20 protein-coding genes and 1 tRNA gene are annotated in these 21,367 nt (G+C 61.8%); 12 read left to right on the forward strand and 9 right to left on the reverse strand.

Annotated elements, in window-relative coordinates:
* Positions 1-179 precede the first annotated feature (179 nt).
* The 6 genes from pnp (at position 180) to C6558_RS00660 (ending at position 5,992) form a co-directional block, all read left to right on the forward strand.
* Complete coding sequence (gene pnp, locus C6558_RS00635) at positions 180-2,321, forward strand: polyribonucleotide nucleotidyltransferase (protein WP_025425495.1); 2,142 nt, start codon at positions 180-182, stop codon at positions 2,319-2,321.
* Between the two features lie 83 nt (positions 2,322-2,404).
* Complete coding sequence (locus tag C6558_RS00640; RefSeq protein WP_025425496.1) at positions 2,405-3,421, forward strand: class I SAM-dependent methyltransferase; 1,017 nt, start codon at positions 2,405-2,407, stop codon at positions 3,419-3,421.
* A 165-nt stretch (positions 3,422-3,586) separates the two neighbouring features.
* On the forward strand, positions 3,587-3,808 hold the full coding sequence (locus C6558_RS00645; protein ID WP_038575800.1) for a hypothetical protein: 222 nt from the start codon (positions 3,587-3,589) through the stop codon (positions 3,806-3,808).
* Positions 3,809-3,820: 12 nt separating this feature from the next.
* Entirely contained in the window at positions 3,821-4,120 is a 300-nt protein-coding gene (locus C6558_RS00650; RefSeq protein ID WP_025425498.1) for a hypothetical protein, read from the forward strand.
* Positions 4,121-4,267: 147 nt separating this feature from the next.
* Complete coding sequence (locus C6558_RS00655) at positions 4,268-5,182, forward strand: hypothetical protein (RefSeq protein WP_051509143.1); 915 nt, start codon at positions 4,268-4,270, stop codon at positions 5,180-5,182.
* A 27-nt stretch (positions 5,183-5,209) separates the two neighbouring features.
* On the forward strand, positions 5,210-5,992 hold the full coding sequence (locus C6558_RS00660; RefSeq protein ID WP_128090450.1) for a hypothetical protein: 783 nt from the start codon (positions 5,210-5,212) through the stop codon (positions 5,990-5,992).
* A gap of 112 nt (positions 5,993-6,104) precedes the next feature.
* Here C6558_RS00660 and fabI read toward each other — a convergent pair whose 3' ends face one another.
* Genes fabI through fabA form a run of 3 tightly spaced genes read right to left on the reverse strand, consistent with a single transcriptional unit; the run spans position 6,105 to position 8,701 of the window.
* On the reverse strand, positions 6,105-6,911 hold the full coding sequence (gene fabI, locus C6558_RS00665; RefSeq protein WP_025425499.1) for an enoyl-ACP reductase FabI: 807 nt from the start codon (positions 6,909-6,911) through the stop codon (positions 6,105-6,107).
* 4 nt (positions 6,912-6,915) lie between these two features.
* Complete coding sequence (gene fabB / locus C6558_RS00670) at positions 6,916-8,139, reverse strand: beta-ketoacyl-ACP synthase I (RefSeq protein WP_025425500.1); 1,224 nt, start codon at positions 8,137-8,139, stop codon at positions 6,916-6,918.
* A 46-nt stretch (positions 8,140-8,185) separates the two neighbouring features.
* Positions 8,186-8,701: a 3-hydroxyacyl-[acyl-carrier-protein] dehydratase FabA gene (fabA, locus tag C6558_RS00675; protein ID WP_025425501.1), complete on the reverse strand. Its 516-nt coding sequence runs from the start codon at positions 8,699-8,701 to the stop codon at positions 8,186-8,188.
* Between the two features lie 321 nt (positions 8,702-9,022).
* On the opposite strand from fabA, the gene irrA reads away from it, so the two are divergent.
* Entirely contained in the window at positions 9,023-9,448 is a 426-nt protein-coding gene (gene irrA / locus C6558_RS00680; RefSeq protein ID WP_025425502.1) for an iron response transcriptional regulator IrrA, read from the forward strand.
* A 10-nt stretch (positions 9,449-9,458) separates the two neighbouring features.
* Here irrA and C6558_RS00685 read toward each other — a convergent pair whose 3' ends face one another.
* The 5 genes from C6558_RS00685 to C6558_RS00705 all read right to left on the reverse strand — a co-directional run bounded on the left by C6558_RS00685 (position 9,459) and on the right by C6558_RS00705 (position 13,174).
* Positions 9,459-10,094, reverse strand: a complete 636-nt coding sequence (locus C6558_RS00685) for a trimeric intracellular cation channel family protein (RefSeq protein WP_025425503.1) — start codon at positions 10,092-10,094, stop codon at positions 9,459-9,461.
* Between the two features lie 70 nt (positions 10,095-10,164).
* Positions 10,165-10,980 carry a YdcF family protein gene (locus C6558_RS00690; RefSeq protein WP_025425504.1) on the reverse strand — a complete coding sequence of 272 codons (816 nt, stop codon included), beginning with the start codon at positions 10,978-10,980 and terminating at the stop codon, positions 10,165-10,167.
* Positions 10,981-11,164: 184 nt separating this feature from the next.
* Positions 11,165-12,340 (reverse strand): TMEM43 family protein, encoded by a 1,176-nt coding sequence (locus C6558_RS00695; RefSeq protein WP_057212561.1) that lies wholly within the window; start codon positions 12,338-12,340, stop codon positions 11,165-11,167.
* A gap of 169 nt (positions 12,341-12,509) precedes the next feature.
* Positions 12,510-12,585, reverse strand: a tRNA-Ala gene (locus tag C6558_RS00700).
* 199 nt (positions 12,586-12,784) lie between these two features.
* Positions 12,785-13,174, reverse strand: a complete 390-nt coding sequence (locus C6558_RS00705; RefSeq protein WP_025425506.1) for a TIGR02300 family protein — start codon at positions 13,172-13,174, stop codon at positions 12,785-12,787.
* Between the two features lie 284 nt (positions 13,175-13,458).
* Between C6558_RS00705 and aroA the strand changes: the two genes are divergently transcribed.
* The 5 genes from aroA to rpsA all read left to right on the forward strand — a co-directional run bounded on the left by aroA (position 13,459) and on the right by rpsA (position 19,122).
* Complete coding sequence (gene aroA, locus C6558_RS00710) at positions 13,459-14,802, forward strand: 3-phosphoshikimate 1-carboxyvinyltransferase (RefSeq protein WP_025425507.1); 1,344 nt, start codon at positions 13,459-13,461, stop codon at positions 14,800-14,802.
* 81 nt (positions 14,803-14,883) lie between these two features.
* On the forward strand, positions 14,884-15,468 hold the full coding sequence (locus C6558_RS00715; RefSeq protein WP_025425508.1) for a hypothetical protein: 585 nt from the start codon (positions 14,884-14,886) through the stop codon (positions 15,466-15,468).
* Positions 15,469-15,581: 113 nt separating this feature from the next.
* On the forward strand, positions 15,582-16,535 hold the full coding sequence (locus C6558_RS00720) for a hypothetical protein (protein WP_057212534.1): 954 nt from the start codon (positions 15,582-15,584) through the stop codon (positions 16,533-16,535).
* A 77-nt stretch (positions 16,536-16,612) separates the two neighbouring features.
* Entirely contained in the window at positions 16,613-17,248 is a 636-nt protein-coding gene (gene cmk / locus C6558_RS00725; protein WP_025425510.1) for a (d)CMP kinase, read from the forward strand.
* Between the two features lie 167 nt (positions 17,249-17,415).
* Positions 17,416-19,122, forward strand: coding sequence for a 30S ribosomal protein S1 (rpsA, locus tag C6558_RS00730; RefSeq protein ID WP_025425511.1), 1,707 nt, complete (start codon positions 17,416-17,418; stop codon positions 19,120-19,122).
* Positions 19,123-19,375: 253 nt separating this feature from the next.
* On the opposite strand, the gene C6558_RS00735 is transcribed toward rpsA, so the two are convergent.
* Positions 19,376-21,007, reverse strand: a complete 1,632-nt coding sequence (locus tag C6558_RS00735) for a hypothetical protein (RefSeq protein WP_025425512.1) — start codon at positions 21,005-21,007, stop codon at positions 19,376-19,378.
* Positions 21,008-21,367 lie beyond the last annotated feature (360 nt).

Raw genomic sequence — 21,367 nt, forward strand, 5'->3', positions numbered from 1 at the left:
TGCTTCGGCGCCTGCTTGCAGAACCCGCTGCAGAGCAGCCAGGTCTTGCAAAGCGGAAAGCGGCCGGTCTCTTTTGAAGCCTCCCGTTGTCTTGCCCGTGATGCGCCATACCAGGCGGTTTTTCGACCACCCGCGCTGCAACAGCCGCGGAAAGGTCTGCCGCACACGAAGGACAGAACATGTTCGATACCCATAAGGTTGAAATCGAATGGGCTGGGCGTCCGCTCAAGCTCGAAACCGGCAAGGTCGCCCGTCAGGCTGACGGCGCCGTTCTCGCCACCTACGGCGAAACCGTCGTTCTCGCCACCGTCGTTTCGGCCAAGTCGCCGAAGCCGGGCCAGGACTTCTTCCCGCTGACCGTCAACTACCAGGAAAAGACCTACGCCGCCGGCAAAATCCCGGGCGGCTACTTCAAGCGCGAAGGTCGTCCGAGCGAGAACGAAACGCTGGTTTCGCGTCTGATCGACCGCCCGATCCGCCCGCTTTTCCCCGATGGCTACAAGAACGACACCCAGGTCATCGTCACGGTCATGCAGCATGACCTCGAAAACAATCCCGACATCCTGTCGATGGTTGCAGCTTCCGCTGCGCTGACGCTGTCCGGCATCCCGTTCATGGGCCCGATCGGCGGCGCGCGCGTCGGCTACATCAACGGCCAGTACGTTCTTAACCCGCATCTCGATGAGATGGACGAGTCGACCCTCGACCTCGTCGTCGCCGGCACGCAGGAAGCCGTGCTGATGGTCGAGTCGGAAGCCAAGGAACTGGCCGAAGACATCATGCTCGGCGCCGTCGTATTCGGCCAGAAGGGTTTCCAGCCGGTCATCGACGCCATCATCAAGCTCGCTGAAGTTGCCGCCAAGGAGCCGCGCGAATTCGAACCGGAAGATCATTCCGCTCTCGAAAACGCCATGCTTTCGCTTGCCGAAGACGAACTGCGCAATGCCTACAAGATCACCGAGAAGGTTGCTCGCTACGTTGCCGTCGACGCTGTCAAGGCGAAGGTAAAGGCGCACTTCCTGCCGGAAGGCATCGAGCCGGCGCATACGCCTGAGGTTATCGGCGCTGTCTTCAAGCACCTGCAGGCCAAGATCGTTCGTTGGAACATCCTCGACACCAAGAGCCGCATCGACGGCCGCGATCTCGAAACCGTACGTCCGATCGTCTCGGAAGTCGGTCTTCTGCCGCGTACCCACGGTTCGGCGCTCTTCACCCGCGGTGAAACCCAAGCGATCGTCGTTGCCACGCTCGGCACCGGCGAAGACGAACAGTACGTTGACAGCCTGACCGGCATGTACAAAGAACGCTTCATGCTGCACTACAACTTCCCGCCCTTCTCGGTCGGTGAAACCGGTCGCATGGGCTCCCCGGGCCGCCGCGAAATCGGTCACGGCAAGCTTGCCTGGCGCGCTATCCGCCCGATGCTGCCGGAAGCCGAGCAGTTCCCCTACACGCTGCGCGTCGTTTCCGAGATCACCGAATCCAATGGCTCGTCGTCGATGGCGACGGTCTGCGGCACCTCGCTCGCTCTCATGGATGCAGGCGTTCCTCTGGCAAAGCCGGTTGCCGGTATCGCCATGGGCCTGATCAAGGAAGATGAGCGCTTCGCCGTTCTCTCCGACATCCTCGGCGACGAAGATCACCTCGGCGACATGGACTTCAAGGTTGCAGGCACCGACGCCGGCATTACCTCGCTCCAGATGGACATCAAGATCGAGGGCATCACCGAAGAGATCATGGGCATTGCGCTCAACCAGGCCAAGGGCGGCCGTCTCCACATCCTCGGCGAAATGGCCAAGGCCATCTCCGAAAGCCGCGGCCAGCTCGGCGAATTCGCACCGCGCATCGAAGTGATGAACATCCCGGTCGACAAGATCCGTGAAGTCATCGGCTCCGGCGGCAAGGTCATCCGCGAAATCGTCGAAAAGACCGGCGCCAAGATCAACATCGAAGACGACGGCACCGTGAAGATCGCTTCTTCTTCGGGCAAGGAAATCGAAGCGGCCCGCAAGTGGATCCACTCGATCGTTGCCGAGCCGGAAGTCGGCCAGGTCTACGAAGGCACCGTTGTCAAGACCGCCGACTTCGGCGCCTTCGTCAACTTCTTCGGCGCCCGTGACGGCCTCGTCCATATCTCGCAGCTTGCCTCGGAGCGCGTTGCCAAGACCACCGACGTCGTCAAGGAAGGCGACAAGGTCTGGGTCAAGTTGATGGGCTTCGACGAGCGCGGCAAGGTTCGCCTTTCCATGAAGGTCGTCGACCAGGCGACCGGCAAGGAAGTTGCTGCAGAAAAGAAGGGTGACGGCGAAGCCGCTGAATAAGCGGTCTCTACCCGAACGCATTCGGGGCGCGGAGCGGATCGCTCCGCGCCCTTTTCTTGTACTGATATCGACGGAAGAAACCGATGAGCCGAGACGCATTGAAGACCCTGTTCCACCCGTTCGAAACCGGGGTTATCGACCCGCCGGGCGAGGGCGAGCGTGTGCTCTTCCTCGGTGCTGAGGCGGGCTACAGGCTGCCCGAGGGCTTCGGGGCGTCGATCGCTTCCGTCCAGCCGCTAAGGCCGCTGTATCGCGCCCTTGAGGCCGAGCGCGCCGACGTGGCGCCTGTGGTCACCGGTGAGGACTACGACGTCGCGCTGATCCTGTGCGGCAAGCACAAGGGTGAAAACGAGGACCGCATCGCCGAGGCGCTGAAGCGCACGCGCGACGGCGCGCTCATCGTCGTTGCCGGCGGCAAGGAAGATGGCATCCAGTCGCTGAAGAAGCGCATCGCCAAGTTCGAATGGGATGGCGATCACCTGCCGAAATATCACGGCGTCGCCTTCTGGTTCACCCGACCGGAAGACGTCACCGACGCTGTTCAGAAACTTGCCAAGGTGCCGGTCCGGGTCGACGGCCTGTTCGCAGCTTCTCCGGGCATGTTCTCGCACGATCGCATCGATGCCGGCTCCGAACTGCTGGCCTCGCGCCTGCCGCGCGACTTCAACGGCCATGCCGCCGATTTCGGCGCCGGCTGGGGCTATCTCGCGGTCAAGCTCGCCGAAGCGTCGCCCGGCACGAAGGGCATCGACCTCTTCGAGGCCGACCACGATGCGCTGGAGGCGGCCCGCGTCAACATGCCGGCAAACGCTCCGCGCATGCCGGCGCGCTTCTACTGGTTCGACCTGACGAGCGAAGAGCCGCGCGACAAATACGATCTCATCGTCATGAACCCGCCGTTCCACGAAGGCCATGCCGCCGAACCGGCGCTGGGCGTGGCGATCATCAAGGCGGCGCACAAGGCGCTGAAGCAGGGCGGCAAGGTCATGCTGGTCGCCAATCGCGGCCTGCAGTATGAGCAGGTGCTCGCCGAGACCTTCAAGGAATATGGCGAGACCTGCCGCAACGCACGCTTCAAGGTTCTCTGGGGCAAGCGCTGAGCCGCAATCGAAGTCAAGCAAGGAGCCGGGTTCGTCGCCCGGCTCTTTCGTTTTTGGGTGTGCGCCTCATCCGTCGGCGTGAAGGCAAAAGATTGCCTGTTGCCATCATCCTTGATCGGGCTCACCATGCTCGCTGCCGATGTGTCTCGTCGAAGGATGGGTGCCATGACGTGGGGAGTGAACAGGCCGCCTTTGACCGAGGATGCGGCCGAAGCCATCGCCAAGGATATAAAGCACGCCGAGGGGCACGGAGCCACCTCGGAAGTGCCCCTGTCGTTCCTGAAGAGCCTCTACCGTCTGCCGCTGGATCCGGCGCGGCGCACGCATACCGGCCTGGTCGTGCTGGCGATCATCGTCGTCCTGCTTGTCCTGTTTCTCTGGCCTTGAACCTTTCGGTCCATGACGACGCCCGCAGCCAGTGACGTCGGCGTTGACGCGATCGCCAGCGGAAAAAACCTCTCTTTTCTCACGCTTGTCTCGGAAGGGGCGTCGATACAAGGCGCCCCAGCGGCGCTTTTGAACGGCATTGCCGGTTACGCCCCCTGGAGCGGCTGTGGCGTCGCAAACGTCGGCTATCGAGACAGCCCCGTCGTCCGGAATGGCCCAGCGATCCACGATGTGAGTGCTGTTGCCCTCCGTTTTCGTGTCGTGCTATCGTTGGTGTTATTCCATGACAACGCAACCAGAATTGTCGCCTGACATTTGTTTCGACAGTCACATTTGCCGCATGGATTTTGCGGACTAGACATTTTCTTCAGCTCGGCGCCGGGCGGGGCTGCGAGACTGGAATCCAGCGAAAGCGCTGCGTTCTGATCGACGCTCAAACAGTCGGGATGAGGGACTTCTTTGCTCGGCACGACACTTCTACGCGACGTCTTCCTGCATTCCGTGGCCATTCTCTGTCTGTTGGCCGGGCTCCTGGCCTCAGCCTCGACAGTTCTGGCATCGCCGGCCGGCGGCGCTGACATGCAGTTCTTGGTGGTTCGCAGCAATCAGCCGGGGTGCGAGCCGACATGCCCGGAGTGGATATCGGCCGAGGGGACGATCGTTCGCGAAAGTCCGACGCATCTCAAGAAGCTGCTCAAGGCGATCGGCGACCGCCGCCTGCCGATCGTCGTGACGTCGCTCGGCGGCGACGTCGATGCCGCCATGGTGCTCGGACGGATCATCCGGGCGCGAAAGCTCGAAGTGGCGGTCGGCAAGACGCGCTTCGTCGGTTGTCAGCCGCAGCAGAAGGATTGCCGCGACAATGACGGCAAGGGTGCCCGCCTCATCGGGACTGCCTATTCGGGCGGAGCCTATTGCAACTCCGCCTGCCCGCTGATGCTTGCCGGCGGTGCCCGGCGTGTGGTCGGCCAGTGGGCATATCTGGGCGTTCACCAGATCACCGCTGTCTACGCTCAGGTCCAGACACGGTACCAGGAGAAATATCGGATAGTGAACGGCAGGAAGAAGATAATCAGCAAGAAAGTCGTCAGCCAAAAGAATGTTGGCAACCGCAAGACCTACGAGATGAGCAAGGCGATGGAGCGCGAACTGGCCGCATACCTAGCGGAAATGGGCGTCGGGCGTGCGGTCATCGATCAGATGAAGATCACGCCCGCTGCCGACATGCGCAAGATCGAACCTGTGGCGATGATGGAGATGAAGTTGATCACGCAACTGGGCGGGGTCGAGCTGCTGACCGCGGCCGGGGTCTGCAAGACGGTGCCCGCCTCCGCCAATTGCCGGGTTTTCGTTATGTCGGACCTGAAGCGTTAGACGAGGGGATCTGGGTTGGAGACCGGAATGCGCATATGGAGTTCTCCCGTCGGCTGCGCCACGCCCCGCCTGCGACGAGTAGTGCTGCTGATCTGTCTGCTGGCCGCAAGCCTGTTGATGGAGCGGCCGGCAATGGCGGCTGAGCAGCAGATGCGGTTTGTCGTCGTGCGCTCGAACGAGGTCGGTTGCGAGCCGACATGTCCGGAATGGATTTCCGCCGCAGGCACCATCGGTCCGAAGACGCCGGCACTGCTGAAGGCAACCTTGAAAACGCTCGCAGGCCGCAAGCTACCATTGGTCCTGCGATCGCCCGGTGGCGATATGGCGGCTGCGATGGCACTCGGCCGCCTCATCCGCAAGAGCAAGCTGAGCGTGGCGGTGGGCACGACCATTTTCGTTGGATGTCAGCGAGATCAGAAGAACTGTACCGCAAACGACCGCAAGGCGGCCGAGTATATCGGCAAGGCAGTTTCGCTTGGAGCCTGCTCACAGGCATGTACGCTTGTCCTTGCATCCGGCAATCGACGACTCGCGGGAGAGGGGGCGATCGTCGAAGACATTCCGACGCTAGCCGGAAACGAGGCCGACACCCGGAAACTCGTGGCTTACTACGGTGAAATGGGCGTGCGATACCAGTCCCTGGTCGAACGCCTGCGCAGCGCGGACGGCAATCTCGGCCGCTATCAATTGTCCACGGTGCTGCTGTTGACGAGCGAGCTGCCCGTCGGCCAACTGGTCGATGCGGATATTTGCCGTGGCACGCCTGCGCCCGACAATTGCCGGGTCTTCACCACGATGGATCTGGAATAGCGGCAGGCGCCGGGCGCGGGAGCCAACCAAACTGGAAAACACGCCAACAAAAAAGCCCCGGCGATAACCGCACCGGGGCTCGTCATCTCTGGGCTGTGCCCACCCATCAGCTTTACTCGGCGTCGGCGGTCCTGAGCGCGTCGAGCGCCGGCATCGAGGTGATGTTGTAGCCCGAATCCACGTAGTGGATTTCGCCGGTGACGCCACGCGACAAATCGGAAAGCAGGTAGAGCGCCGAACTGCCGACATCGTCGATGGTGACGGTGCGGCGAAGCGGCGAATTCTTCTGCTGCCAGGAGAGCATGGCCCGCGCATCGGAAATGCCGGCGCCTGCAAGCGTGCGGATCGGGCCGGCAGAAATCGCGTTGACGCGGATGCCGCGCACGCCGTAGTCGGCCGCAAGATAGCGCACGGAGGCTTCGAGAGCCGCCTTGGCAACGCCCATGACGTTGTAGTTCGGCATCACCCGCACCGAGCCGCCATAGGTCAGGGTCAGCATCGAGCCGCCGTCGTTCATCAGTTCGGCGGCGCGCTTGGCGATCTCCGTGAAGGAGAAGCACGAGATCACCATGGTGCGGCTGAAGTTGTCGCGCGTCGTGTCGGCGTAGAGGCCCTTCAGCTCGTTCTTGTCGGAAAAGCCGATGGCGTGGACGATGAAGTCGAGCTTGCCCCAGCGTTCCTTGATGGCCGAGATGACCGTATCGACGGAAGCGATGTCCTCGACGTCGCAAGGCAGCAGAAAGTCGGAGCCGACCTCGGCCGCCAGCGGCTTCACGCGCTTGCCAAGCGCTTCACCCTGGTAGGTGAAGGCCAGTTCCGCGCCCTGCGCTGCCAGCGCCTTCGAGATGCCCCAGGCAATAGAGTGGTTGTTGGCCACACCCATGATGAGGCCACGCTTTCCATTCATCAGTCCCGTCATGGTGTTATCCGTTGTAGCGCTGGAAGACGAGCGTTGCGTTGGTTCCGCCGAAGCCGAACGAATTGGAAAGAACCGTATCGATCTTGGCGTTGTCGATGCGCTTGCGCACGATCGGCACACCATCGAATTCCGGGTCGAGTTCGCTGATATGGGCGCTCTCGCCGATGAAGCCACCCTGCATCATCAGGAGACCGTAGATCGATTCCTGGACGCCGGCAGCGCCGAGCGAGTGGCCGGTGAGCGACTTCGTCGACTGGATGTGCGGGATCTTCGCGCCGAACACTTCGCGGATGGCGCCGATTTCCTTGCTGTCGCCGACCGGGGTCGACGTGCCGTGCGTGTTGATGTAGTCGACGTCGCCCTTCACGGTCGACAGCGCCTGGCGCATGCAGCGCATCGCGCCTTCGCCTGATGGGGCGACCATGTCGTAGCCGTCAGAAGTCGCGCCATAGCCGACGATTTCGGCGTAGATCTTGGCGCCGCGCGCCTTGGCATGTTCCAGCTCTTCGAGCACCAGCACGCCGGCACCGCCGGCAATGACGAAACCGTCACGGCTGACGTCATAGGCGCGCGATGCGGTCGACGGCGTGTCGTTGTACTTGGAGGACATCGCGCCCATGGCATCGAACAGGTTGGACATCGTCCAGTCCAGGTCCTCGTGGCCGCCGGCGAACATCACGTCCTGCTTGCCCCACTGGATCATCTCCGCGGCATTGCCGATGCAATGGGCAGACGTCGAGCAGGCCGACGAGATCGAGTAGTTGACGCCGTGGATCTGGAACCAGGTCGCAAGCGTGGCCGAAGCCGTCGACGACATCGCCTTCGGCACGGCAAACGGGCCGATGCGCTTGGGGCTCACGTTCTTGCGGGTCGTGTCCGCCGCCTCGACGATCGTGCGGGTGGACGGACCACCCGAGCCCATGATGATGCCGGTGCGCTCGTTGCGGGAAATGACCGCTTCCTCGAGGCCGGAGTCGGCGATCGCCTGCTTCATGGCCACGTGGTTCCACGCGCCGCCCTGCGACAGGAAGCGCATGGCGCGCCGGTCGACGAGATCGCTCGGATCGAGCGTCGGTGCGCCCCAGACCTGGCACTTGAAGCCGTTTTCGGCGAAATCGGAAGAAAACGTGATGCCCGATTTGGCGTCGCGCAGCGATGCCGTGACTTCGTCGGCATCATTCCCGATCGAGGAAACGATCCCGAGGCCCGTGACAACAACCCGTCTCATGGTAATGACCTTTTCTTTATCTCATTCGGTGCGGAGAACCCGCGGCTTAGTCGGTCTTTTCCTTCGACAGACCGACACGCAGGTCGGTTGCCTGGTAGATGGTTTCGCCGTCGGCCTTCAGCCAGCCATCGGCAGTGCCGAGCACGAGGCGACCGCGCATGACCCGCTTGAAATCGATTCCGTACTCGAGCAGCTTGGTATGGGGGCGAACCATGCCCTTGAACTTCACTTCGCCGGTTGACAGCGCCATGCCGCGCCCCGGTTCGCCGAGCCAGCCCAGGAAGAACCCGGTCAATTGCCACATGCCGTCGAGACCGAGGCAGCCGGGCATGATCGGGTTGCCCTGGAAATGGCAGGGGAAGTACCAGTCATCAGGGCTCACGTCATACTCGGCGCGAATGAAGCCCTTGTCGAAGGCGCCGCCCGTCTCGGAGATTTCCGTGATGCGATGGACCATGAGCATGGGCGGCAGCGGCAGCTGCGCGTTGCCGGGGCCAAACAGTTCACCTCGGCCGCAGGTCAGGATTTCCTCATAGCTGAAGCTGGATTGCCTGGTCGTCATCAATGGTTGTTTCCCCGAGTAACATAAAGTGTTGTCAGACCTGCTTTAGAGCAAGTTCGCTGTGAAATGAAGCGCACCGATGGCCGTTTTCGATGTTTCCGACGTCGGCGTCGCCCATTTCGATTGCGATATCGTTCCGCCGTCGCTTACAGGATCAATGTGGGTCCGACCAGAGTTAAATACCAGCCTTCCTTGAAATAGGCCGGTTTTTCAGGCATTCCAGCCGTTCTGCACCTTAGAATCTATTGAAAGAGCAGCGTGCAAAAGTTATATCGCAGCGGAAGTATTGTAAATTTTACGGGATCCATGGAACGCTCCTTGATGACGAAAGCAACCGAAGTGAGTTCGGAAGAGAGATTGCGCAGCTCGGGTCTGCGCCCGACGCGTCAGCGTGTCGCGCTTGCCGATCTGATCTTCGCCAAGGGCGACCGTCACCTGACCGTTGAAGAACTACATGAAGAGGCTGTTGTCGCCGGCGTGCCGGTTTCGCTGGCAACCGTCTACAACACGCTGCATCAGTTCACCGAGGCCGGCATGATCCGCGTGCTCGCGGTGGAAAGCGCCAAGACCTACTTCGACACCAACGTCTCCGACCATCACCACTTCTTCATCGAGGGCCAGAACGAAGTCCTCGATATTCCCGTCAGCAATATCGAGATCGGCAATCTGCCGGAACCGCCTGAAGGCATGGAAATTGCCCATGTTGACGTGGTCATTCGTCTCCGCCGCAAGCGCGAACGGTCGTAGCGACCTTTTCCTACATCACATCGTTGGGGTCGCGGCCGGGGCTTGCTTTGCCGATGGGCAGCGTCCAGCCGTATTTGAGTGCGCCGGCGCGCACGGTGAAGGCCGAGACCACGCCGAGCGCCGATGTTGCGGCCAGCGGCAGTCCGATCATCGTCGCGACGACGAACACGGCGGAGCCGACCAGAGCTGCCGTCACATAGACTTCCGGACGCAGCAGCACTGACGGCTCTCCCGCCAGGAGGTCGCGCAATATGCCGCCGAAGGTCGCCGTCAACATGCCGGTGACAAGCGCGACCCCGGGCGAGCCTGTTGCCGCCAGCCCCTTGGCAGCACCCATGACGCAATAGGCCGACATGCCGATCGCATCGAGCCAGACCAGCACCCGGTAACGCGAGCCGAACAGGTGGGCGGTGAAGAACAGGATGACGCTCACCGAGACGCAAACCAGAAGGTAGGTCGGGTTGAGCACCCAGAACACCGGCGTTGCGCCAAGGATGACGTCGCGCATCGTTCCACCGCCGATACCGGTGACCGAGGCAAGGAACAGATAGCCGATGATATCGAGCTGCTTGCGCGAAGCTGAGAGCGCTCCTGTTGCGGCAAAGACGGCAACACCCGCATAGTCGAGGATTTCCAGGATCGTCATGGCCGCTCCGTTGATAGGCGCATCGCTGTTATCGGTCGCATCGCAAGCTGGAGCATCCAGGCCCGCCGCGTCAACGGGGTGAAGCGTTGGGGGGTGAAACGCCGGGAAGCAGGCTGTCCGTCCGGCCGCCGAAATAATAGGCCGCCAGCCCGATCCATTCGCGCACCGCCGTCGTCGCCAATTGGGCATTGAGCGAGGGTTGGGTGAAATCGAAGCCGGGCGTGACCGTGCCGCTGGTGCGGTAGTCCGTCGGCCAGGGAGTGACCTCCAGCCCGAGCTTGCGGAAAAGCCCGACCGAACGCGGCATATGGAAGGCCGACGTGACCAGGGCGCAGTTGGCAAGGCTGTTTGCCGTCAGCAACGCCTCAGTGTTGCGGGCATTCTCGAATGTCGTTCTCGATTGCTCCTCGCGGATCAGCCGTTCAGGGCCGATGCCGAAGGTGGCAAAGAAGGCTTCCGATGCCTTGGCGTCGCCGTCATAGGCGCCGCTGAACGAACCGTCGCCGCCGGAAATCAGGATGCGCGCTTGTGGGTAGCGCTTCGCCAGCATGGCCGTCTCGATGAAGCGGTCAGCCGCCTGGTTGAACTCGATGCCGCCACGGCTCGCCATCACCTCGTTCTCGAAGGCGCCGCCGAGCACGATGACGCAGGAGAGGGTTGCTGGCGGTACCGTCGGCCGCGGGAAGTGGTCCTCGAGCATCTGCAGGAAATAGGATCCTGAGGTCGTGAACAGGCTGACGAAGAGCACCAGCGCACCGAGCAGGCCGAAGGCGACGCCGCTGCGCCTGAGGCCGGCCGCCGTCATCAGCAGTCCGGCAAGGACGGCGAAGAACGCCAGGGAAAGGGGCTGCGCGACGAGCCAGAATATCTTGGAAAGCAGAAACATCAGGCCCGTGTTCTTCGCTACGATCCCTTAATATTTCGCAAAGCCGATCGGCCGGCCGGCTAAAGCGCTCCCGTACCCAGGCAATCGTGGAGCCGCTCGATCCCGTTATTCTTACGCAAATCCGGACGCAAAACCGCTCCGCATTTTTGCTGGAATTGCTCCAATCAACACCCTGCGCCGCTCATCAGGCCGGCACGCCGCCGGACATCGGCTTTGCCTTGCCGGCACGCAGATAGCCGATGCCAAAAGCAATGAGCGCGCCGACTGCGACGATCGCCAGCGACAACAGCGGGCGATAGGCAAACCAGGCGACGGCGATGACGACAGGGCCGAGGAGCAACGTTAGGATCGCGGCGATGATGCCGGTACCGAAAGCGACCACAGAACCGAGCACCGGAATGACGTCGGCAATGATGGAGATAAGGGACAGCATCAGCGTGAAGCCGATGAACAGGCCGATCAGTCCGCCCACCCGAACCAGCCAGGAAATCAGCGTGTTCTCGCTCTGGGCGGCGTCAAACATTTCGGCGGCGCTGGTGATGCCGGCTGAGCTCAGGAACAGGTCGCGACCGTTCGTGGTGCGGTAGGGGGCAAGGCTGCCACCTTTCTGTGCGGCGACGAAGCTCGCGGTCTCCGTGTCTTCGCGGGTAAAGCCGATGCGCAGATCGCCGACGGCCGGGTTCTGGCGATCGGCGGAGACGAAGATCGTCTGGCCGTCGGTCTTGACGGGGCGATTGGTGTCGAGCGCGTCGGCGAGGTGCTGCAGGTCAGTGTCCGCCATTTGCACGGGGCTGTCGCGGCCGAGATCGGCAACGGCCCTGCCGTTGACGGAAAACGCACCGAGCATCGCGCGGTCGACGGTGAACCGCTCGCTTGAGATCGGCATTTCCGGGTTCTGATGCCCGTTGCCGTCGCGGAAGTCGGCTGAATCGGCGCGGTCGCTGCGCCACTCCTTGGTGTAGGAATAGGTGGTGACCGTTTCCTCGCCGCCGCCGAGCGTCTTGCGCGTCTCGCTCTTCTTTTCCTCGACCCATTGGTACATCTCGACCGAGCGGCGCAGGCCCGCAGCCCCCTTCGCGGAGATCCCGAGTTGGCTGTCGGCCGGCGTGCCGACGGGCTCGACCCGGCTGGCGATGTGAACCAGCTTGCCCTCGTTGCCAGCCTCGACAGCGCCGCTGTCGATGTCGACCACAGCGCCGGCGCCCTCGACGAGTGCCCGATAGGTCTTGACCGAACGGCCCTCGTTCCAGGTAAGCAGCCAGATCATGCCGAAGACCAGCAGCAGACCGATGAAGATGCCGATGACACCGTTCTTGAGGCGCGCGAACCACGACGTTCTGGTCGTTTCGGTAAAACTCATCTGATCCCCCGGCACTTGCATTCGACCCGGTTGCGCAAGCGAACCGTTCGATTTTCCCGTTGGTACCAGAAAAAAAGCGGAAAGGAATATACCGGCCGACATGCGCAGACGTTTGGCCCAAACATGGTGAAAGGCGGTCAGTTCAAAGGTTTGTATTTCAGGAGAAATTTGGTGGAGCTAAGCGGGATCGAACCGCTGACCTCTTGCATGCCATGCAAGCGCTCTCCCAGCTGAGCTATAGCCCCATATCGGGTCCGGCAAGGCCGGTTCCGGGAAACTTGTCGGGCTGTTGTGCCCGGCGAGTGGCGGCTTATTACTTCTGCTCTTCGCGGATAGCAAGCCGAAAATGTCAGGCCGGTGGAAATAATTTGGCTCCGGCCCGATTTGCTCCCGTCCACGCCATTTGGCAGGGGACGGGAGGCATTCGCGTAATATTTTAAGCGCTTAGACGTCGTCGTCGTCGTCGGACACGCCGATGAGGTCGCTCATGTCGTCGTCGTCGTCTTCGTCGTCGGTCTGCAGGAAGGTATCGTCGTCGTCGCCGTCGATCTCTACCTCGTCGTCGCCCAGATCCGGAATCTCGTCGCCGCCGGCTGCTTCGTCGTCAGCTTCCTCGAGCGATACGAGTTCGACTTCCGTGTTCTCGGTGTCGACTTCAGCGACGTCCTCTTCCTCTTCCTTCTCGAGCACCTTGGCAACCGAGGTTTCTTCGAAGAAGGACAGCGGGTAGGACTTGCCGCTGTAGGGGGAAACGATCGGATCACGGTTCAGATCGTAGAATTTGCGCCCCGTTTCCGGGTCAATGCGCTTTGTTCCGAGTTCCGCTTTTGCCACAGTCAAAGCCTCTTGAATGGCCGGCCGAACCGGCGCTTGCCGGAAAGCCGGCGGGTGGAAAGGATATCAAGCCTATGATGATTAGCCGGTCCCCATAATCATCTTGGCCGCATCTGTCAAAGATAAAACTCGAAAGCCCTGCGCCGCCTGCTTTTTCTTGCGCCCGGGAGGATGATCGCGCAATCGCATTGTGTTAGGCAACGCAACGGAAGGTGGTCGCGCCTCCGTAGCCGTTTCGCCTGTGGCGATGGATGGTTCCGGCCGCAGGTTTGAGGAAGGTTCATATGTCCGCTGGCTTGATCGCAAAGCCTGCCATTGCGCGCAGATCCAAGGCACTCGGCGGCACGGTGCGTATCCGCGGCGACAAGTCGATTTCCCATCGCGCCCTGATGCTCGGCGGGCTTGCGGCCGGCCGGACGCGCATTGCAGGCCTGCTCGAAGGCGAGGATGTCATCAACACCGCACGAGCGATGCGGGCGCTTGGCGCTACGGTGCGCGAGGAAGGCGGCACCTGGATCGTCGACGGTCTCGGCAACGGTGCGCTGCTTGAGCCCGAAGCCCCGCTCGATTTCGGCAATGCCGGTACCGGCTGCCGCCTGACCATGGGGCTCGTCGGCGCTTATGATTTCACCACAACCTTCGTCGGCGATGCCTCGCTTTCCAAACGTCCGATGGGCCGCGTACTCGATCCGCTGCGCCAGATGGGCGTTCAGGTGGCGTCGGCCGAAGGCGGCCGCCTGCCGGTGACGTTGCGCGGACCGAAGACGGCGAACCCGGTGAACTATCGCGTGCCGATGGCCTCGGCCCAGGTGAAATCCGCCGTGCTGCTCGCGGGTCTGAACGCACCCGGCATCACCACGGTGATCGAGCCGGTGATCACCCGCGATCATACCGAGAGAATGCTGCAGGCCTTCGGCGCGAACTTGGCGGTTGAGACTGGCAATGAGGGCGAACGCATCATTCGGCTCGAAGGGCAGGGCAGACTGACCGGCCAGGACATCGATGTTCCCGGCGATCCGTCCTCGGCGGCCTTTCCACTGGTGGCAGCGCTTCTCGTGCCGGGTTCCGACATCACCATTCTCAACGTGCTGATGAACCCCATCCGCACCGGACTGATCGTGACGCTGCTGGAAATGGGCGCTCAGATAGATGTCCTGAACGCGAGGACTGCGGGCGGCGAGGACGTGGCGGACCTGCGCGTCCGTTACTCGGAGTTGAAGGGCATCACGGTGCCGGAAGATCGCGCTCCCTCGATGATCGACGAATACCCGGTGCTGGCCGTTGCGGCGGCTTTCGCCGAGGGCCGCACTATCATGAGCGGTCTTGAGGAGCTGCGCGTCAAGGAATCCGATCGGCTTTCCGCCGTTGCTGCCGGGCTCAAGCTCACCGGCGTCGATTGCGAGGAGGCACCTGCCGCCCTCGTCGTGCACGGTCGCCCCGGCGGCAAGGGTCTCGGCAATGCCGCCGCCGCCGTCGCCACCCATCTCGACCACCGCATCGCCATGAGCTTCCTCGTCATGGGCCTTGCCTCGGAGCACCCCGTCACCGTCGACGACGCGACGATGATCGCCACCAGCTTTCCCGGGTTTCTGGAGCTAATGGCCGGGCTGGGCGCTGCGATCGAATGATGCATCGGTAAAATCCTAAAGGCCGGCGCGACCCGTCGGTAACGACCATCGGCTATGGTTTGACTGGTTGAGGATATGCCTATGTCGGTGGACGATCGATTCAAACTGGTACGCCGCCATGATGACGGCAGGATAAGCTATCGGCAAAATTTGCGAGCGCCCGCGGTTGTCGTTACGGAAGACGAGCTCGATGAGCTGAGCCGGTTGACTGGGAAGTGCTGGGTGGTGCCCATTGCTTTCTTCCTTTTCGCGGCGCCTCTCTTTGGCCTTTGGGCGAAGCAACCTGCAATACCCGTCGTTTTCGTTGTGTTTGCTGTCGTGGTGAGCGCAGGGGTTATTGTCACTGCCCGACAGCGGTTACGAGAAATTTTGGCGAATGCGCCGCGCCATATTGAGAGTGGTCCACTATCGGTGCAGCCATCGACCCTCGAGTACGTTCGGGAACTTTGGTTCGACGACAAAATGACGATGCTATGCGGCATCGTTTTGTCCGGAATGGTTTTTTTCACCTACGCTACTGTTGTCATCGCCAAGATCGTCGGCCATCCGGACTTCGTCGATAAAGGTGGCAGCTCGATAAAAGCCGCCGCACTGGCCATCGTCTCGGGATACGTGCTGCGCGTCCATCTCAAGGCGTGGCGCCGCGGAAAAAAGGAAAGAAATTAGTAATCCTCTAGGTGCATTGAATGGTGATTGCAGCCTGGACGTGCGGCCGAATGGCCTTCTGACGTGTGTCGAGGCGTGGCACCGGCCTATGCGCCGTTTGAGGAGAAGATTTCATGTTTGACCGCGGCTTGAATTGGGAGAAACGAGAGGACGGAACGATCCTCTATCGCCGGTCGCCTTCCGGGCCGACGTTTATCATCGATGAGCAGACACTCGGCCGCATCGTGCGGTTTAGGTTCATGATCCCGCTTGTGTCGTTCCTGACCTTGATTCCAACGGTTGTGCTCGGCGTTTTCGCGGGCCATGGAGAGGTCTCGCTTGCGATACCTGTCGCCGCGCTTCTTTTTGGGGTGGCGGCCTTCTACCTCTATTTCCGCCGCACAGAGCGTCGGATCGAATGGATGCTTGCGGGAGCCAGACGATCATCCCAGGCGCCCGAGCCGTTCAAACCGCAGCGCAATGCCCGGAACTGGAAGACGCTGGATGACGGCTCGGTTTTCTATTGGCCGCGGAACTGGCCGAACCCGGTAATGCTGACCGCGAAACAGTTTGCGTCGATTGGAGTCGACAACGGGTATGGCTTTTGTGCGCTGTTTGTTAGCGTCATTATTGCCGTGTTGGCGGATGGCTACCGTTGGGCCGGCGGACTAAACAATGGCGCCGCAAGCGTCATTGCCGTTGCCCTGATTTCGTTCAATGTGCTTTTCATTGCAAGGATACGCCGAACGCGGCAACGCATGCTGGATCGCGCGCCGCTCGCACCTGTTGTATCGGGATTGAATCCACCGCTGAAGTTACTCGATTTTGCGCGCCTGATCAGAATGAAACTGGTTCGGGGTTCAAGGGGTATGCTCTTGTTCTGGCTTTTGGTTGCCGTGTTCGGGCTTTTCCCAAGCGTGCAAACCTTGTCTGACCTCTTTGGCGGCGTTAGGGTCTATTGGGATAAGGGAAAGTCGTTTCCGGTAGGCCCGGTTCTGCCTTCGCTGGCTTTTGTCGGTAGCCTGTTGCTGGCCATGGTGAATGTATCTGCGATCGTCATGCGCGCGAGGTCTGCCGGCAAAGGGTGACGGAGCATCGGATGAGCATGGATTCGCCTGCGAATTTGATCTAAAGGCCAGCAACAACATCGATTGCAGGACCACCTATGATCATCATCGCCATCGACGGACCCGCAGCGGCAGGCAAGGGCACGCTCTCGCGCCAGATCGCCGAAGAGTACGGCTTTCACCACCTCGATACCGGGTTGACCTACCGCGCCACGGCGAAGGCGCTGCTTGATGCCGGCCTGCCGCTCGACGATGAGGCGGTGGCCGAACGCATGGCGCTGAATGTCGAACTGGCAGGCCTCGATCGCTCTGTGCTGTCGGCACACGCGATCGGCGAGGCGGCGTCGAAGATTGCCGTCATGCCGGCCGTGCGTCGCGCGCTGGTCGAGGCGCAGAGGGCGTTTTCGAGGAAAGAGCCGGGCACCGTGCTCGACGGTCGCGATATCGGCACCGTCGTCTGCCCGGATGCGGCGGTGAAGCTCTATGTCACCGCATCGCCGGAAGTGCGCGCGAAACGCCGCTATGACGAGATCGTCGGCAACGGCGCCGCCGCCGATTACGCGGCGATCTTCGACGATGTGAAGAAGCGCGACGAGCGCGATATGGGTCGGGCCGACAGTCCTTTGCGCCCCGCCGACGACGCGCACTTGCTTGATACGTCTGAAATGAGTATAGAGGCGGCGTTTCAGTCCGCGAAGTCTTTGATCGATGCGGCCCTGATCAAGAAGATCTGAAGAAGAGCCTTTTCGCGACACTGTCAGGATCGCTCTTCTTGCATAAGCCTGAAATTCCGTCCACGCGCCGGATTGTCCCTTTGATGGGGCGGACTGGGTTCAGGCCTGTTCAACACCAACCCCCGGCGCATGTGCGTCTCTCATTTAGAGATGCATCAGGAGATTCCATGTCTGCTACCAACCCAACCCGTGATGATTTCGCAGCGCTTCTCGAAGAATCCTTCGCGAAGACCGATCTTGCCGAAGGCTATGTTGCCAAGGGCATCGTCACGGCCATCGAAAAGGACGTCGCCGTTGTCGACGTCGGTCTGAAGGTCGAAGGCCGCATCGCTCTGAAGGAATTCGGCGCGAAGGCCAAGGACGGCTCGCTCAAGGTCGGCGACGAAGTCGAAGTCTACGTTGAGCGCATCGAAAACGCGCTTGGCGAAGCTGTTCTCTCGCGCGAAAAGGCTCGCCGCGAAGAAAGCTGGATGCGCCTGGAAGTGAAGTTCGAAGCCGGCGAACGCGTCGAAGGCATCATCTTCAACCAGGTCAAGGGTGGCTTCACCGTCGATCTCGACGGCGCCGTCGCCTTCCTGCCGCGTTCGCAGGTCGACATCCGTCCGATCCGCGACGTGACCCCGCTGATGCACAACCCGCAGCCCTTCGAAATCCTCAAGATGGACAAGCGTCGCGGCAACATCGTCGTTTCGCGTCGTACCGTTCTGGAAGAATCCCGTGCTGAACAGCGTTCTGAAATCGTTCAGAACCTTGAAGAAGGCCAGGTTGTCGAAGGCGTCGTCAAGAACATCACCGATTACGGTGCGTTCGTCGACCTCGGCGGCATCGACGGTCTGCTCCATGTCACCGACATGGCATGGCGCCGCGTGAACCATCCGTCGGAGATCCTGAACATCGGCCAGCAGGTCAAGGTTCAGATCATCCGTATCAACCAGGAAACCCACCGCATCTCGCTCGGCATGAAACAGCTCGAGTCGGATCCGTGGGATGGCATCGGTGCGAAGTATCCGGTTGGCAAGAAGATCTCGGGTACCGTCACGAACATCACCGACTACGGTGCGTTCGTCGAGCTGGAGCCGGGCATCGAAGGCCTGATCCACATCTCCGAAATGTCCTGGACCAAGAAGAACGTACACCCCGGCAAGATCCTGTCCACGAGCCAGGAAGTCGACGTTGTCGTTCTCGAAGTCGATCCGACCAAGCGTCGTATCTCGCTCGGCCTCAAGCAGACGCTCGAGAACCCGTGGCAGGCATTCGCGCATAGCCATCCGGCTGGCACCGAAGTTGAAGGCGAAGTCAAGAACAAGACCGAATTCGGCCTGTTCATCGGCCTCGACGGCGACGTTGACGGCATGGTGCACCTTTCCGACCTCGACTGGAACCGTCCGGGCGAGCAGGTCATCGAAGAGTTCAACAAGGGCGACGTCGTTCGCGCCGTTGTTCTCGACGTCGACGTCGACAAGGAGCGCATCTCGCTCGGTATCAAGCAGCTCGGCAAGGATGCAGTTGGCGACGCCGCTGCTTCGGGCGAACTGCGCAAGAACGCTGTTGTTTCGGCCGAGATCATCGCCGTCAACGACGGTGGTATCGAAGTGAAGCTCGTCAACCACGAGGACATCACTGCGTTCATCCGCCGCGCCGATCTGTCGCGTGACCGTGACGAACAGCGTCCGGAGCGTTTCTCGGTTGGCCAGGTTGTCGACGCACGCGTCACCAACTTCTCCAAGAAGGACCGCAAGATCCAGCTGTCGATCAAGGCTCTGGAAATCGCGGAAGAGAAGGAAGCCGTTGCTCAGTTCGGTTCGTCCGACTCGGGCGCTTCGCTTGGCGACATTCTCGGCGCCGCTCTGAAGAACCGCCAGACCAACGAGTAATCGTTCGCTGACGCCTGAAATGAAAAAGGCCCGCGGAGAGCGATCTCCGCGGGCTTTTTGCTTGTGAGCGTTTCGTTCGGCTGCAGTGTCCTTGGTTTTCTGGATCGCTCTTCTGAAGTCGACCCGATCTAACGCGTATCGCGATCTCTAGGATTCGCTTGCGGCACTTTCAGCTCTTGATTTGCGCACGTCGTTCTCGCAGGACCAACTGCACACTTTTGCGCGACATGCTTTCGGCGATCAGTCCGGAGGGTCAGCCAAGACCGCCGAGCTTGCGATAGAGTTCGTAGACATCGGGCTCGGCGTTCCATTCGCCGCCCGTTTCACCCCTGCCGCCTTCGGTCTGCTGCTCATCTTGCGTGGCTTCGTCCCGTGCGGCTCCGCCGTCGCCCTGCGCCGCTTCGTGGTCGCCGTTCGGCTCTTCGCCGCCTTCGCCTCTGCCCTCGTCGCGCTCGCTCTTTTCCGCCTCGCTCTTCACGTCCTCAACTGCGATCGGATAGGGGATCATAGCAAAGGGTATCGCTTCGCGCGGCAGCCCGTTTTCGATCAACCGTGCGATCGCCTGTTGCATCGCCGGGTCGTCCGTCGGCCTCTGGGCGCGCTGGACGGCGGTGGCGCCCGCCGGGCCTGGTGGCTCCGTCTGGTCTTCCGCAACGCTCAGGGCGGCAAGCTCAGCGCCTGCAGCCGTATCGCGGGGGCGGAGCGGGTTTGCGCGGCCCGGCTCCGTGCCATCCGTCTCTGTATGGCTCGCTGCTGCGTCGGCTTCGGCGCTTTCGAGTTCGGGTGCGATCCCTTCGGGTCGGTCGGCGCCTGCAGGTTCTCCCGGCAGGCCGAGCGTATCGCGCACGATCGTCTTCAGCGCGTCCGAAAGCGCGCGGTCCGTACGGCTCTCGTTGCCGCGCGTCGTTGCCCTGTCGTTCTGCAGCTGATCCTCGCCGTCGCGCAGCGGGCCATAGGTGCCGTCTGGCTCCTCGCCTTCGTCGGTGTGGCCAGCCTCGGTGCCCGCATCCGTCCGGGCGGTGCCGTTGCGCAGCTCTGCTTCCTTGGCCTTTGCGGGCAAATCGGTATCGTCAGCCGCGGCGGCAGGGTGCGGCGACGCATTTTCCTCATCATCGACCGCTGCCTTGCCGGTAACAACCTCCGGATCGACGAGTTCGGGGTCGGTGTCGCCATTGATGATGGCGGCCAGGGCTTCGATCTCGGGGCCATCAAGCGAAGGCAGCCTGCCGGGCATCGCTCTCGGTTCTCCCCGCTCTGGCGAAGTCTGAGGCCGAACCGTTGCTGCGTCTTCAGCAGGTGGTGTCGCGTCCATCTCCTCCGATGCGAGACTCGACGTGTCACTCTCGCTGCCGACGCCAAAAGTTTTTTTCAGCGCGGTCTGCAGCATGGCGACCTCGCTTGCAGCCGGTGCGCTGGCGGCGGCCAGATGCAGCGGGATGGCTGGCTGCAGGGATGGGTTGCTGAGGCCGGGCAATGCGGCGCCCATGGAGGGTGGCGCCGCACCATTTCGGATGGCCGGCAGGTCTGCAAGGATACCGACCCGTAGCGCCAGGCTGCGACCGCCCAGTTGCCGCTCAAGCGCCAGGCGTTCCGGCATCGGCATCGATTCAAGAAAGGTGACGAGCCGTCGCACGAAGTCGCGCCCGCCTTCCTGTGGCAGCGGCGGGAATTTCAGGATGCGGGCAAGGTCCTCCATCAGCCGCACAAGCGCGTCCTTGGATAGGATCTCGCGGCCTGCGAGATGCCGGGTCAGCGCGTCGAGGACCTTCTGGATCGCTTCGCCGCGCTGGGCGGCAGTAAGAGGCGCTGCCGGTTGTTGGGGCCGAGCGCTTGCCTCCTCGGCAAGTCCGGTCGCGGTTTTGACCGTGAGAATGGATGTCAGCATTCTGGTCTCCCTCTCGCTTGACCCTCGCGTTGGCGCGCGGCCGTTGACAGCCGGCATCCGCATTTCACGCCGTTCCACGGATCACCTCGACCGTCCGTCGGGCAGGTTGTCACTTCGGTTCGGGCTGGCGCCTCATGCGCGTCTCGGCCAACCGGCCAGACCTGCCGCAGCTAAGGTGCGGATACGGGAATCGGCATGATGCTTCGAGACAGGTTTATGAAATCTTAACCATGCGATGGGGTGCGACGGAGGTCGCAGTGCCTTGTCGCCTGGGCGCGCAAAGACCCGTTGCCGCACGAACCCTTTGCATCGCGACCGATCCGGCGGCAAGATGCACGCTGCAACCGCAGTTGCGCGTGT

This window comes from Ensifer sp. NM-2, from assembly GCF_003024455.1.
GTDB lineage: Bacteria > Pseudomonadota > Alphaproteobacteria > Rhizobiales > Rhizobiaceae > Ensifer > Ensifer canadensis.

Excerpts from the sequence above, each read along its gene's own strand:
- pnp (WP_025425495.1), top strand. The coding sequence starts at position 180 with ATGTTCGATACCCATAAGGTTGAAATCGAATGGGCTGGGCGTCCGCTC.
- C6558_RS00640 (WP_025425496.1), top strand. The coding sequence starts at position 2,405 with ATGAGCCGAGACGCATTGAAGACCCTGTTCCACCCGTTCGAAACCGGG.
- C6558_RS00645 (WP_038575800.1), top strand. The coding sequence starts at position 3,587 with ATGACGTGGGGAGTGAACAGGCCGCCTTTGACCGAGGATGCGGCCGAA.
- C6558_RS00650 (WP_025425498.1), top strand. The coding sequence starts at position 3,821 with ATGACGACGCCCGCAGCCAGTGACGTCGGCGTTGACGCGATCGCCAGC.
- C6558_RS00660 (WP_128090450.1), top strand. The coding sequence starts at position 5,210 with ATGCGCATATGGAGTTCTCCCGTCGGCTGCGCCACGCCCCGCCTGCGA.
- fabI (WP_025425499.1), bottom strand. The coding sequence starts at position 6,911 with ATGACGGGACTGATGAATGGAAAGCGTGGCCTCATCATGGGTGTGGCC.
- fabB (WP_025425500.1), bottom strand. The coding sequence starts at position 8,139 with ATGAGACGGGTTGTTGTCACGGGCCTCGGGATCGTTTCCTCGATCGGG.
- fabA (WP_025425501.1), bottom strand. The coding sequence starts at position 8,701 with ATGACGACCAGGCAATCCAGCTTCAGCTATGAGGAAATCCTGACCTGC.
- irrA (WP_025425502.1), top strand. The coding sequence starts at position 9,023 with ATGACGAAAGCAACCGAAGTGAGTTCGGAAGAGAGATTGCGCAGCTCG.
- C6558_RS00685 (WP_025425503.1), bottom strand. The coding sequence starts at position 10,094 with ATGACGATCCTGGAAATCCTCGACTATGCGGGTGTTGCCGTCTTTGCC.
- C6558_RS00690 (WP_025425504.1), bottom strand. The coding sequence starts at position 10,980 with ATGTTTCTGCTTTCCAAGATATTCTGGCTCGTCGCGCAGCCCCTTTCC.
- C6558_RS00695 (WP_057212561.1), bottom strand. The coding sequence starts at position 12,340 with ATGAGTTTTACCGAAACGACCAGAACGTCGTGGTTCGCGCGCCTCAAG.
- aroA (WP_025425507.1), top strand. The coding sequence starts at position 13,459 with ATGTCCGCTGGCTTGATCGCAAAGCCTGCCATTGCGCGCAGATCCAAG.
- C6558_RS00715 (WP_025425508.1), top strand. The coding sequence starts at position 14,884 with ATGTCGGTGGACGATCGATTCAAACTGGTACGCCGCCATGATGACGGC.
- C6558_RS00720 (WP_057212534.1), top strand. The coding sequence starts at position 15,582 with ATGTTTGACCGCGGCTTGAATTGGGAGAAACGAGAGGACGGAACGATC.
- cmk (WP_025425510.1), top strand. The coding sequence starts at position 16,613 with ATGATCATCATCGCCATCGACGGACCCGCAGCGGCAGGCAAGGGCACG.
- rpsA (WP_025425511.1), top strand. The coding sequence starts at position 17,416 with ATGTCTGCTACCAACCCAACCCGTGATGATTTCGCAGCGCTTCTCGAA.
- C6558_RS00735 (WP_025425512.1), bottom strand. The coding sequence starts at position 21,007 with ATGCTGACATCCATTCTCACGGTCAAAACCGCGACCGGACTTGCCGAG.